Here is a 12,633-nt window from a genome sequence, read left to right on the forward strand (position 1 = left end):
GTTATTAGCCTGGCCTGCAGCCACATGCCTGTAAACCGCGCGGCCCTGAGAGGAAGGGCCGCCGCCGTCGCCTGAGGAGAGAACTAGAAATGACCTTCGTCGTCACCGACAACTGCATCAAATGCAAATACACCGACTGCGTGGAAGTCTGTCCGGTGGACTGCTTCTACGAAGGCCCGAACTTCCTGGTCATCCACCCGGACGAGTGCATCGATTGCGCCCTGTGCGAGCCGGAATGCCCGGCGCAAGCCATCTTCTCGGAAGACGAAGTGCCTGCCGGCATGGAGAACTTCATCGAGCTGAACGCCGAACTGGCGGAAATCTGGCCGAACATCACCGAGCGTAAGGACGCCCTGCCAGACGCTGAAGAGTGGGATGGCAAGACCGGCAAGATCGAACACCTGGAGCGCTGATAGCGCCGATACGAAAAAGGCCCTTCTGGGCCTTTTTGGTTTTCTGCGGGCAAAAAAAGGGGCGGTTTGACCCGCCCACATTTTTTTCCGTAGTCCCTGCTTGTCCCTGACATCATCCTGATGAAATCGCTTCTTGCGATGTCCTTGGCCTTCATCCTGAAAGCCTGTGCATGTCCCTGTGCACAGTTCGAATACTAGCGGCTTGGGCACGGCAGGCAACCGCAAAACCTCACAGCGTGTTGCCGGTGACACATTTCTTCATGCCTGAATAATCCATATTTTTCAAAGGCTTGAAGAATATCGGGCTTTTAAGGAGCTATTGATTTACTGTCGGCTACATAGAAGGCTTACAGAACAAGTAAGCAAAGGCTTACACGCAATGTTAACAGGGTAGCGCTGTACATAATGTTTCGAGCCTGGACCCAGGCTGCTACTAGGCCCTGACCAACACGCAAGACAAACAAAAACGCCCCGAGGTCATCGGGGCGTTTGCTGGTGCAGGCCTTCGCTACTGGAACAGCGACTCGCTGGACAGCCCGTTCTTCTCGAGGATCTCACGCAGGCGCTTGAGGCCTTCTACCTGGATCTGCCGCACCCGCTCACGGGTCAGACCGATTTCCAGGCCGACATCTTCGAGCGTGCTGCTTTCATGCCCGCGCAAGCCGAAGCGACGCACCACCACTTCGCGCTGCTTGTCGGTCAGCTCGCCCAGCCACTGATCGATGCTCTGCGACAGGTCGTCGTCCTGCAACAGTTCGCAGGGGTCGGTCGGCCGATCGTCGGTCAGGGTATCGAGCAGGGTCTTGTCCGAGTCCGGGCCCAGCGACACATCCACGGAGGATACCCGCTCGTTCAGGCCCAGCATGCGCTTGACCTCGCCAACCGGTTTTTCCAGCAACGTGGCGATTTCCTCTGGCGACGGTTCGTGGTCGAGTTTCTGCGTCAGTTCCCGCGCCGCCCGCAGGTAAACGTTCAGTTCCTTGACCACGTGGATCGGCAGGCGAATGGTGCGGGTCTGGTTCATGATCGCCCGCTCGATGGTCTGACGAATCCACCAGGTCGCGTAGGTCGAGAACCGGAAACCACGCTCCGGGTCGAACTTCTCGACAGCACGGATCAGCCCCAGGTTGCCCTCCTCGATCAGGTCGAGCAGCGACAGGCCGCGGTTCACGTAACGACGGGCGATTTTTACAACCAGGCGCAGGTTGCTTTCGATCATGCGCTTGCGGCCGGCAGGGTCGCCCTTTTGCGACAGGCGCGCAAAGTGCACTTCTTCTTCCGGCGAAAGCAGAGGCGAGAATCCGATCTCGTTGAGATACAGCTGGGTGGCATCGAGCGCACGGCTGTAATCGATATACTTGTGTTGCTTGAGCGAAGAGCCCGATTTGGCCCTCGTCCGAACCGAAGATACAGCAGGTTCGTCTGACACCACATCCGTTTCCAAAACGATGCCCGTCTCCATCAGGAGGACGTCATCGTCGATGTCAAACTCCGGCACTTCTTTACTGAGAGCCATTGTTATAGTCCTTTGCTGAGTTCGAACTCAGACTCGAGCGGCACCTGTCTCCCTGGCAGCGCTGGAGCCTGTCCCCTCTACATCAGCGGAACAGGCCAGGTACAACAGTCAACGACGTGGCAGGAACTGGAGCGGATCGACGGGTTTGCCCTGGCGGCGAATCTCGAAATGCAGCTTCACCCGATCTGTGCCCGTGGACCCCATTTCAGCAATCGACTGCCCTGCCTTGACCTGCTGCCCCTCCCGAACCAACAGCCTGCGGTTATGACCGTAAGCACTGACGTAGGTGTCGCTGTGCTTGATGATGATCAGCTCGCCGTAGCCCCGCAGCCCACTCCCGGCGTAGACCACTGCACCATCAGACGCAGCAAAAACAGGCTGTCCCAAATCACCGGCGATATCAATGCCTTTATTCAAACTACCGTTTGAAGCGAATTTTCCAATCAGCACGCCATTGGCTGGCCAGGTCCAGCCACCCACCGCACGCTCCGCGGCGGGTACGGTAGCGACCACCGGGGCGCTGCTTGAAGATGCCGGCGCGGCCGGTTTGCCAGGGCTGGCAGGTGGTGTAGCCGCACTGCCCGCAGGCCGGCGGATAACCGTGGTCTTGCTCGACGATGAGGGGCTGGACACCACCGTGGTGCTGCCGGCCGAACCACTGCTGAAACGAATAGCCTGCCCCGGGCGGATGGTATAAGGCGCCGCGATGCCGTTACGCGCGGCCAGTTCCTTGTAGTCCCAACCATAACGGAAGGCGATGGAGAACAGTGTATCGCCGGGCTTGACGATGTACTGCCCGGAAGTCACCGCCGGGCGCTTGGGCACGGTATTGTTGCGGTCGACCACCCGCGCGCTGTTGCTGCTGGTGCTCGAGCAACCCACCAGTAGCGTACTCATGGCCAGTGCAATCACCAGAAGCGTGAAACCCGACCCGTCCTTGCGCTGCCGAATGACTGTGTGACCCACCCGCGCTCCCCTCATGGTGCCGAAAACGATATGAAGACAAGAAATGCAATAATGTTGCAATTATAACCAAGCCGGCCATTCCTCGCAGGCAGGTTCAATGACTGCTGCAAGCCATGGCGATCTGTGCGCCAGCGCTTCACCCCGCCAGATAGACAGGGCGAAGCAACAGGAATTCGCCACTCGCGCAAAAATACCGCTGGTGCCTGCCCGCAGCGCTCAGGCCAGTGGACCGTTGAGCAACGGCACGAAGCGCACAGCCCCGAGCACACGGCGGGAGAACCCATGTTCTTCACGCACGATCAGCATCAGCTGCTGCGTTTCGCCAGCCGGCCCCACCGGGATCACCATGCGGCCGCCGGGCGCCAGCTGGTCGAGCAGCGCCTGCGGCACTTCCGGCGCCACGGCAGTGACAATGATGCCGTTGTACGGCGCCAGCGCCGGCCAGCCTTCGCAACCGTCGCCCCAGCGAAACACCACGTTGCGCAGGTTCAGCTCCACCAGACGCTCCTTGGCCCTGTCCTGCAGGACCTTGATGCGCTCCACCGAGAACACCCGCTCGACCAGCTGGGCCAGAATTGCCGTCTGGTAGCCCGAACCGGTGCCGATCTCCAGCACCTTGTCCAGCGGCCCGGCTTCAAGCAGCAGCTCGCTCATGTGGGCAACCATGAACGGCTGGGAAATGGTCTGGTTGTGGCCGATCGGCAGCGCGGTGTCTTCGTAGGCACGATGCGCCAGCGCCTCGTCGACGAACAGGTGGCGCGGGGTACGACGGATCACGTCGAGCACCTTGCTGTTCGACACCCCCTCTTCGCACAGGCGCTGGATCAGCCGCTCCCGGGTACGCTGGGAAGTCATGCCGATGCCACGCCGCAGCATATCGTCCTCGCGCATCAGAGCAGGCCCTCCAGCCAACCGTCGAGCTGCTCGAAGGCATCACTGAAGGTGCGGTCGAGCTGCAGCGGCGTGATCGACACGTAGCCTTGCATCACGGCGTGGAAATCGGTGCCCGGCCCGCCGTCCTCGGCATCCCCGGCCACGGCGATCCAGTAGCCTTCCTTGCCGCGCGGGTTGACCACCTTGGTCGGCGCTGCCGCCCGCGCCCGGTGACCGAGGCGGGTGAGCTGGATACCGCGGATGTGTTCCAGCGGCAGGTTGGGAATATTGACGTTGAGCACGGTGCGTGGCGGCAAGCTCAGGCGCGACTGCGCCTCGACCAGGCGGCGGGCGATATGGGCCGCCGTCGGCAGGTTGTCCGGCTGGCGCGACAACAGCGAAAACGCCAGCGATGTCCCGCCGAGGAAACGGCCTTCCAGCGCGGCGGCGACCGTGCCCGAGTAGAGCACGTCATCGCCCAGGTTGGCACCGAGGTTGATCCCCGACACGACCATGTCCGGCGTCTGCGGCAACAGCCCATTGAGCCCCAGGTGCACGCAGTCGGTCGGCGTGCCGTTGAGGCTGATGAAGCCATTGGCCAAGGTCTGCGGGTGCAGTGGGCGGTCCAGCGTCAGCGAACTGCTGGCGCCGCTCTTGTCTTGATCCGGGGCGATCACCACGCACTCGGCGTAATCCGCCAGCGCAGCGTGCAGCGCGGCGATGCCGGGTGCGGTAACACCGTCGTCGTTCGAAATCAGAATACGCATGGGCTGTCCGTCTGCCCTGCCGACACCAGATCCACGACTTCGCGCACCACCACGGTGGCGAAGCATCCGGCCGGAAGGACGAATTCCAGTTGCAGGATATCAGGCTCGGGATAATGCCACGTCAGGCCGCCAATAGGGAGCCGCAGAATACGCCGTTCGTGATCCATGCCCGCCTGGGCCAACCATTGGCAAAGAGCTGGCTGGCGTGCGCCGATGGCATTTTCCAGCTGCCCGGCGGCAGCGCCGGCTGGCGAATCGCCCGCGCCCCACAGCGGGCCGGTCGGGTGCAGGTCCAGGATCGCCAGGCGCGGGTCGGCGCATTCGGCCTCCCCCGCCGGGAAGAAACTGCGGCTGTCGGTGAACGCCAGCAGGTCGCCCACTTGCGCCCGCGACCAGCTGCCATCGGCGACACGGGCGGCCAACAGCTGGTTGAACAGGTAGCTGCGCCCGGCCGACAGCAGCCGCGAACGTACGTTGCGCTGTTCGGGCAGGGCCTTGCGCGCGGCCCAGTCGAGCGCGTCATGGACATTGCCGCCGGCGTGGCCGAAGCGCTGGCTGCCGAAATAGTTGGGCACCCCGTGCTGCTTGAGCTGTTCAAGGCGCGCGTTCACCGCCTGGTGGTCGGCGGCCAAGGCGGTCAGACGCAGGGTGAAGCCGTTGGCCGAATGCGCACCGCGCTGCAGCTTGCGCTGGTGACGTACCTGCCTGAGTACACGCAGGCTGGCATCCTCGGCACGCGACAGGTCCGGGTTGGCCTTGCCCGGCAGGTGCAGGCTGAACCATTGGCGGGTCAGTGCCTGGCGGTCCTTGAGCCCGGCGTAGCTGATGCTGCGCACCGGCACGCCGGCAGCGCGCGCCAGGCGGCGGGCCGCCTCTTCAGTGTTGAGGTCACGCTTTTCGACCCACAACCACAAGTGCTCGCCCTGCCCCGACAACGGAATGTCCAGCACTTCGTCGACCTGGAAGTCTTCGGCCACCGCCTTGAGTACAGCAGTGCCCAAGGGTTCGCCCGATGCGCGCGGGCCCAGCAGTTCCACTTCGGTCATGCTGGCAGCAGCAGGGCAACCGCATGCACGGCGATACCCTCCTCACGACCGGTGAAGCCCAGTTTTTCAGTGGTGGTGGCCTTGACGTTGACCTGGTCGAGTTCGACCTGCAGATCTTCGGCGATGCGCTGGCGCATGGTCTCGATGTGTGGGGCCATCTTTGGCGCCTGGGCGACGATGGTGGCGTCGATATTGCCGACCTTCCAGCCTTTGGCCAGGACGATGCCGACCACGTGGCGCAGCAGAGCGCGGCTATCGGCGCCCTTGAACTGCGGGTCGGTGTCGGGGAAATGTTTGCCGATGTCTCCCAGCGCCGCCGCGCCCAGCAAGGCATCGCTCAGGGCGTGCAGCAGCACGTCGCCATCGGAGTGAGCCAGGAGGCCGTATTTATGGGAGATACGCACCCCGCCCAGGGTAATGAAATCACCGTCGCAGAAACGGTGCACATCGTAGCCGTGGCCAATACGCATAGAAAAACGCCCTGAATGAGTCAGGGCGTGATTCTACCTGCTTTAGCCGCTATTGGGGCCGCCATGTGGGCGCGGCCGCAGCCAAGGCTACACCCGTCCCAGCGCCACCGCATGATGGCGCAGGTGCTCTTCGATGAAGCTGGCGATGAAGTAGTAGCTATGGTCATAACCGGGTTGCAGGCGCAGGGTCAGCGCATGCCCGCCTTTGCGTGCCGCCTGCTCCAGCGCTTCGGGCTTGAGCTGCTTCTCGAGAAAGTCGTCCCGGTCACCCTGGTCGACCAGCAGCGGCGGACATTCGCCCGCCGGCGTCTCTGCCAGTAGCACGCTGGCGTCCCATTCGCGCCAGCGCGCACGGTCTTCGCCCAGGTAGCGGCTGAAGGCCTTTTCACCCCAAGGGCAATCCATCGGGTTGCTGATTGGCGAGAACGCCGACACCGAGCGGTACCGCCCAGGGTTACGCAAGGCACACACCAGCGCACCATGCCCGCCCATGGAATGGCCGCTGATGCTGCGCTCGGCGGATGCCGGGAAATGCGCCTCGATCAGGGCCGGCAACTCTTCCACCACATAGTCGTGCATGCGGTAGTGTTGCGCCCAGGGTTGCTGGGTGGCGTTGAGGTAGAAACCCGCCCCCAGGCCGAAATCCCAGGCACCGTCAGGGTCGCCCGGCACCTGCTCGCCACGCGGGCTGGTATCCGGCGCGACGATGATCAGCCCCAGCTCGGCGGCCAGGCGCTGGGCGCCGGCCTTCTGCATGAAGTTCTCGTCGGTACAGGTGAGGCCGCTGAGCCAGTACAGCACCGGCAGCTTCTCGCCCTGCTCGGCCTGCGGTGGCAGGTACACGGCGAACACCATGTCACAGCCCAGCACCCTGGAATGATGCCGGTAACGCTTGTGCCAGCCGCCGAAGCTCTTCTGGCAGGAGATGTTATCCAGGCTCATGGCGTACCTCAGAAGTGGATCACGCTGCGGATGCTCTTGCCTTCATGCATCAGGTCGAAGGCCTTGTTGATGTCTTCCAGGCCCATGGTGTGGGTAATGAAAGTGTCCAGCGGGATCTCGCCCTTTTCGGACATTTCCACGTAGCTTGGCAGTTCGCTGCGGCCACGCACGCCGCCGAACGCCGAACCACGCCAGACGCGTCCGGTGACCAGCTGGAACGGACGGGTGGCGATTTCCTGGCCGGCACCGGCCACACCGATGATGACCGACTCACCCCAACCCTTGTGGCAGCATTCCAGCGCGGCACGCATCAGTTGCACGTTGCCGATGCACTCGAAGGAGAAGTCCACGCCGCCGTCGGTGAGGTCGACAATCACTTCCTGGATCGGGCGGTCGTAGTCTTTCGGGTTGATGCAGTCGGTGGCACCCAGCTGGCGGGCAATCTCGAACTTGGCCGGGTTGATGTCGATGGCGATGATACGCGAGGCCTTGGCCTTCACCGCGCCGATCACTGCCGACAGGCCGATGCCGCCCAGGCCGAAGATGGCCACGGTATCACCCGCCTTGACCTTGGCGGTATTGAGCACCGCGCCGATACCGGTGGTAACGCCGCAACCCAGCAGGCAGACCTTTTCCAGTGGCGCTTCTTTCTGGATCTTGGCCACGGAAATTTCCGGCAGCACGGTGTATTCGGAGAAGGTCGAGGTGCCCATGTAGTGGAACAGCTGCTGGCCCTTGTAGGAAAAACGCGTGGTGCCATCCGGCATCAGGCCCTTGCCCTGGGTGGCGCGAATCGCCTGGCACAGGTTGGTCTTGCCCGAGAGGCAGAATTTGCACTTGCCGCATTCCGGGGTGTACAGCGGGATGACGTGGTCACCGACGGCGACCGACGTGACGCCTTCGCCTACCGCCTCGACGATCGCACCGCCTTCGTGACCAAGGATCGACGGGAAAATGCCCTCCGGGTCAGCACCGGACAGGGTATAGGCATCGGTGTGGCAGACACCGCTGGCGACTACGCGCAGCAGCACTTCCCCGGCCTTGGGCATGGCTACGTCGACCTCGACGATTTCCAGCGGTTTCTTGGCTTCGAAGGCTACGGCAGCACGGGACTTGATCATCAAAGGTCTCCAGACAGAAGGTCGATTCAGTCTGGCAGTGTAATTCACTGCCATTTGAGGAATAATCCGGCCGAAGACAAAACATTATTGCCATGCAGGGATAATCCATGAGCAGCCGCTGGGAAGGCATCGATGAATTCGTCGCCGTGGCAGAAACCGGCCAGTTCACTGCGGCTGCCGAACGCCTGGGGGTTTCTTCGTCGCATGTCAGCCGGCAGATCGCCCGGTTGGAAGAACGCCTGCAGACCCGCTTGCTGTACCGCAGCACCCGGCGCGTGACCCTGAGCGAAGCCGGGCAGACCTTTCTACAGCACTGCCAGCGCCTGCAGGATGGCCGCGAGGAAGCCTTGCGCGCCATGGGCGACCTGGCCAGCGAGCCCAAGGGCCTGTTGCGCATGACCTGCGCGGTGGCCTATGGCGAACGCTTCATCGTGCCGCTGGTGACGCGGTTCATGGCCCAATACCCGCAATTGCGGGTGGACGTGGAACTGAGCAACCACACCCTCGACCTGGTGCATGAGGGCATGGACCTGGCCATCCGCCTGGGCCGGCTGGCCGACTCTCGGCTGGTGGCCACGCGCCTGGCGCCAAGGCGCATGTACCTATGCGCCTCGCCGGCCTACCTGGAACGTTATGGACGGCCTCACAGCCTGTCGGAGCTGGCGCGGCACAATTGCCTGGTGGGCAGCTCGGACCTGTGGGCGCTGCAGCAGGACGGTCGTGAGATCAGCCAGCGGGTGCAGGGCAACTGGCGCTGCAACAGCGGTCAGGCAGTGCTGGATGCGGCGTTGCTGGGCATGGGTTTGTGTCAGCTGCCGGATTATTACGTGCTGGAGCACCTCAACAGTGGTGCCCTGGTGTCGTTGCTGGAAGCGCACCAGCCGCCGAACACGGCAGTGTGGGCGCTGTATCCGCAACAGCGGCACCTGTCGCCGAAGGTACGACGGTTGGTGGATTACCTGAAGGAAGGCTTGGCAGGGTTGCCGGAGTATCGCCTGAATTGAAACCTTGTACTGGCTGCACAGGCCTCTTCGCGGGTTCACCCGCGAAAGGGCCGGTACAGGTGTACGAAATTCAGCGGCGCCCGGCCCAGCGCTGGCGCAACCATTCGAGGTCTTCCGGGCGGGTCACCTTGATGTTGTCACTGCGCCCTTCCACCAGCTTTGGCGCCTGGCCGGACCATTCAATGGCCGAGGCCTCGTCGGTCACCAGCACATCCGACACCAGGCACTCGGCCAGCGCCCGGTGCAGCGCCCCCAGGCGGAACATCTGTGGCGTATAGGCCTGCCAGATGGTGCTGCGGTCAACCGTGGCGCTGACCCGCCCGCTGGCGTCAGCCCGCTTGAGGGTATCGCGTGCCGGCACCGCCAGCAGCCCCCCCACCGGGTCGTCCGCCAGTTCCGAAAGCAGCTTGTCCAGGTCGCTGCGCGCCAGGTTCGGGCGCGCAGCATCGTGCACCAGCACCCAGTCGCTGTCCGCTGCCCCTTCGGCATGCAGCATCAGCAAGGCGTTGAGTACCGAGTCGGCACGCTCACGGCCACCCGCCGCGCGGCGGATGCGCGGGTCTCTGGCGCAGCGCAAGGTCGGCCAGTAGGGATCGTGTTCGGCAACACTGACCACCACGCCGTTGAGCGCCGGGTGGCCAAGAAAACAGTCAAGGCTATGCTCGAGAAGAGTCTGCCCGGCCAGCTCCAGGTATTGCTTGGGGCGGTCGGCAGCCATGCGGGCACCAACGCCCGCAGCAGGAATCACGGCCCAGAAGGCCGGTAACGTATCGATCATTTCTGTGGTAACTGGAAGAGGGTTTCGCCCTCTTTGACCATTCCCAATTCGTGGCGAGCCCGTTCTTCAACGGTCTCCATGCCTTTTTTCAGCTCCAGCACTTCGGCGTCGAGCACGCGGTTTCGCTCAAGCAGGCGCTCGTTCTCGGCATGCTGCTCGGCGATCTGCTGCTTCAGCTCGGTCACTTGCGCCAGGCTGCCATTACCCACCCACAGGCGGTATTGCAGACCACCCAGCAGCAGGAGCAGGACAAGGAACAACCAATAAGGACTGCGCATCTAGGTATCCAGGTTAAAAAAGACCGTCGCAGAATGTTCGATTCGGGGTCTCGAATAGCACGAAGCCTGGCCGAGGCCAGGCTTCGTCGACAGAAACCCGTTGGAACGTAGGAATTTCGGTATGAAAGCCCCTACAACTCCGGCTGCTGTCTTTTTACCATCTCTTGCTTAGCCGCGAAACTCGGCACGACCACGGTAAACCGCCTTGGCACCCAGTTGCTCTTCGATACGCAGCAGCTGGTTGTACTTGGAAACGCGGTCGGAACGGCACAGCGAGCCGGTCTTGATCTGGCCAGCAGCGGTACCTACCGCCAGGTCGGCGATGGTCGAGTCTTCGGTTTCACCGGAACGGTGCGAAATCACCGCGGTGTAGCCAGCAGCCTTGGCCATCTGGATGGCTTCCAGGGTTTCGGTCAGCGAGCCGATCTGGTTGAACTTGATCAGGATCGAGTTACCGATGCCCTTCTCGATGCCTTCCTTGAGGATCTTGGTGTTGGTCACGAACAGGTCGTCGCCCACCAGCTGCACCTTGGCGCCGATCTTGTCAGTGAGGATCTTCCAGCCTGCCCAATCGGACTCGTCCAGGCCGTCTTCGATCGAAATGATCGGGAAGCGCTCGGTCAGGCCTTTGAGGTACTCGGCGAAGCCTTCGGCGTCGAACGACTTGCCTTCGCCGGACAGGTTGTACTTGCCGTCTTCGTAGAACTCCGACGCCGCGCAGTCCAGGGCCAGGGTCACGTCGGTGCCCAGCTTGTAGCCGGCTTTCTCGACCGCTTCGGCGATGGCGCCCAGGGCGTCTTCGTTGGAGGCCAGGTTCGGGGCGAAACCACCTTCGTCACCCACGGCGGTGTTCAGGCCACGGGCCTTCAGCACGGCTTTGAGGTGGTGGAAGATTTCGGTACCCATGCGCAGGCCGTCGGAGAAGGTCTTGGCGCCAACCGGCTGCACCATGAATTCCTGGATGTCGACGTTGTTGTCGGCGTGCTCGCCACCGTTGATGATGTTCATCATCGGAACCGGCATCGAGTACTGGCCCGGGGTACCGTTCAGGTTGGCGATGTGCGCGTACAGCGGCAGGTCCAGGTCCTGGGCTGCGGCCTTGGCTGCAGCCAGGGAGACGGCCAGGATGGCGTTGGCGCCCAGCTTGGCCTTGTTCTCGGTACCGTCGAGCTCGATCATGGCACGGTCCAGGGCCTTCTGGTCGGCAGGGTCCTTGCCCAGCAGCAGGTCACGGATCGGGCCGTTGATGTTGGCGACGGCCTTCAGCACGCCCTTGCCCAGGTAACGGCTCTTGTCGCCATCTCGCAGCTCCAGCGCTTCGCGCGAGCCAGTGGAAGCACCGGACGGCGCGCAAGCGCTGCCGATGATGCCGTTGTCGAGCAGTACATCGGCTTCCACGGTGGGGTTGCCACGCGAATCGAGAACTTCACGACCTTTGATGTCGACGATTTTTGCCATTGTTGTAAGCACTCCAGAATTGACGAAAACAACTTAGCTTGGGAAATCTTGCCGTTCACCAGGCGGACGTGCAGTGGGCAGGCCCAGTGAAGGGGACCCCTGACCGACTGGTCAGGGGTGGATCGGACGGTACTTTACCCGAGAATCGAGCTTTACGCGGTTTCTACCGTCGGAAAACTTTTCACCAGGTCATCCAGTTGCTTGAGCTGGGCCAGGAATGGCTCCAGTTTGTCCAGGCGCAGGGCGCATGGGCCATCGCACTTGGCGTTGTCCGGATCGGGGTGGGCTTCGAGGAACAGGCCGGCCAGGCCCTGGCTCATGCCGGCCTTGGCCAGGTCGGTGACCTGCGCACGGCGGCCACCGGCGGAATCGGCGCGGCCACCCGGCATCTGCAGGGCGTGGGTCACGTCGAAGAACACCGGGTACTCGAACTGCTTCATGATGCCGAAGCCGAGCATGTCCACAACCAGGTTGTTGTAGCCGAAGCTCGAACCACGCTCGCAGAGGATCAGCTGGTCGTTACCGGCTTCCTCGCACTTGGTCAGGATGTGTTTCATTTCCTGGGGTGCGAGGAACTGCGCCTTCTTGATGTTGATCACCGCGCCGGTCCTGGCCATGGCCACCACCAGGTCGGTCTGCCGCGACAGGAAGGCCGGCAGCTGGATGATGTCGCACACCTTGGCCACCGGCTCGGCCTGGTAGGGCTCGTGCACGTCGGTGATGACCGGCACGTTGAAGGTGCGCTTGATCTCTTCGAAGATCTTCAAGCCTTCTTCCATGCCCGGGCCGCGGTAGGAGGTTACCGACGAGCGGTTGGCCTTGTCGAAACTGGCCTTGAACACGTACGGAATACCGAGCTTCTCGGTGACCCGCACGTACTCTTCGCAGACCTTCATTGCCAGGTCACGGGACTCCAGGACGTTCATGCCGCCGAACAGGACGAACGGCTTGTCGTTGGCGATCTCGATGTTACCGACGCGGATGATCTTCTGGGTCATTGA

At 62.6% G+C, this 12,633-nt stretch carries 14 protein-coding genes; 2 read left to right on the forward strand and 12 right to left on the reverse strand.

The window, feature by feature from the left end; genetic code table 11:
* Window positions 1-89: 89 nt before the first annotated feature.
* Window positions 90-413 carry a ferredoxin FdxA gene (fdxA, locus tag ACVWZT_RS02965; protein ID WP_085626452.1) on the forward strand — a complete coding sequence of 108 codons (324 nt, stop codon included), beginning with the start codon at window positions 90-92 and terminating at the stop codon, window positions 411-413.
* A gap of 508 nt (window positions 414-921) precedes the next feature.
* Here the strand turns inward: fdxA and rpoS are convergent.
* The 8 genes from rpoS to ACVWZT_RS03005 all read right to left on the reverse strand — a co-directional run bounded on the left by rpoS (window position 922) and on the right by ACVWZT_RS03005 (window position 8,114).
* Window positions 922-1,929, reverse strand: coding sequence for an RNA polymerase sigma factor RpoS (gene rpoS, locus ACVWZT_RS02970; protein WP_170028669.1), 1,008 nt, complete (start codon window positions 1,927-1,929; stop codon window positions 922-924).
* A gap of 108 nt (window positions 1,930-2,037) precedes the next feature.
* On the reverse strand, window positions 2,038-2,895 hold the full coding sequence (locus tag ACVWZT_RS02975; protein WP_457468084.1) for a peptidoglycan DD-metalloendopeptidase family protein: 858 nt from the start codon (window positions 2,893-2,895) through the stop codon (window positions 2,038-2,040).
* A 216-nt stretch (window positions 2,896-3,111) separates the two neighbouring features.
* Window positions 3,112-3,750, reverse strand: a complete 639-nt coding sequence (locus tag ACVWZT_RS02980; RefSeq protein ID WP_170034070.1) for a protein-L-isoaspartate(D-aspartate) O-methyltransferase — start codon at window positions 3,748-3,750, stop codon at window positions 3,112-3,114.
* 35 nt (window positions 3,751-3,785) lie between these two features.
* Window positions 3,786-4,535, reverse strand: a complete 750-nt coding sequence (gene surE / locus ACVWZT_RS02985) for a 5'/3'-nucleotidase SurE (protein WP_296233638.1) — start codon at window positions 4,533-4,535, stop codon at window positions 3,786-3,788.
* Window positions 4,523-5,581, reverse strand: a complete 1,059-nt coding sequence (truD, locus tag ACVWZT_RS02990; protein ID WP_457468086.1) for a tRNA pseudouridine(13) synthase TruD — start codon at window positions 5,579-5,581, stop codon at window positions 4,523-4,525. The genes surE and truD overlap by 13 nt, the downstream gene beginning before the upstream one ends.
* On the reverse strand, window positions 5,578-6,051 hold the full coding sequence (gene ispF, locus ACVWZT_RS02995) for a 2-C-methyl-D-erythritol 2,4-cyclodiphosphate synthase (protein WP_457468088.1): 474 nt from the start codon (window positions 6,049-6,051) through the stop codon (window positions 5,578-5,580). The genes truD and ispF overlap by 4 nt, the downstream gene beginning before the upstream one ends.
* Window positions 6,052-6,138: 87 nt before the next feature.
* Window positions 6,139-6,993 carry an S-formylglutathione hydrolase gene (gene fghA, locus ACVWZT_RS03000; protein WP_225776629.1) on the reverse strand — a complete coding sequence of 285 codons (855 nt, stop codon included), beginning with the start codon at window positions 6,991-6,993 and terminating at the stop codon, window positions 6,139-6,141.
* Between the two features lie 8 nt (window positions 6,994-7,001).
* The gene (locus ACVWZT_RS03005; RefSeq protein ID WP_013971270.1) at window positions 7,002-8,114 is read right to left on the reverse strand and encodes an S-(hydroxymethyl)glutathione dehydrogenase/class III alcohol dehydrogenase; all 1,113 of its coding nucleotides are present in this window, start codon (window positions 8,112-8,114) and stop codon (window positions 7,002-7,004) included.
* Window positions 8,115-8,221: 107 nt separating this feature from the next.
* Between ACVWZT_RS03005 and ACVWZT_RS03010 the strand changes: the two genes are divergently transcribed.
* Complete coding sequence (locus tag ACVWZT_RS03010; protein ID WP_296233631.1) at window positions 8,222-9,118, forward strand: LysR substrate-binding domain-containing protein; 897 nt, start codon at window positions 8,222-8,224, stop codon at window positions 9,116-9,118.
* Window positions 9,119-9,188: 70 nt separating this feature from the next.
* Here ACVWZT_RS03010 and ispD read toward each other — a convergent pair whose 3' ends face one another.
* The 4 genes from ispD to kdsA form a co-directional block, all read right to left on the reverse strand.
* The gene (gene ispD / locus ACVWZT_RS03015) at window positions 9,189-9,896 is read right to left on the reverse strand and encodes a 2-C-methyl-D-erythritol 4-phosphate cytidylyltransferase (RefSeq protein WP_296233629.1); all 708 of its coding nucleotides are present in this window, start codon (window positions 9,894-9,896) and stop codon (window positions 9,189-9,191) included.
* Window positions 9,893-10,174, reverse strand: a complete 282-nt coding sequence (gene ftsB, locus ACVWZT_RS03020; protein ID WP_004375443.1) for a cell division protein FtsB — start codon at window positions 10,172-10,174, stop codon at window positions 9,893-9,895. The genes ispD and ftsB overlap by 4 nt, the downstream gene beginning before the upstream one ends.
* A 168-nt stretch (window positions 10,175-10,342) precedes the next feature.
* Window positions 10,343-11,632 (reverse strand): phosphopyruvate hydratase, encoded by a 1,290-nt coding sequence (gene eno, locus ACVWZT_RS03025; protein WP_170028662.1) that lies wholly within the window; start codon window positions 11,630-11,632, stop codon window positions 10,343-10,345.
* 152 nt (window positions 11,633-11,784) lie between these two features.
* Complete coding sequence (gene kdsA / locus ACVWZT_RS03030; protein ID WP_170028661.1) at window positions 11,785-12,630, reverse strand: 3-deoxy-8-phosphooctulonate synthase; 846 nt, start codon at window positions 12,628-12,630, stop codon at window positions 11,785-11,787.
* Window positions 12,631-12,633 lie beyond the last annotated feature (3 nt).

This window comes from Pseudomonas sp. TE21394, assembly GCF_054057835.1.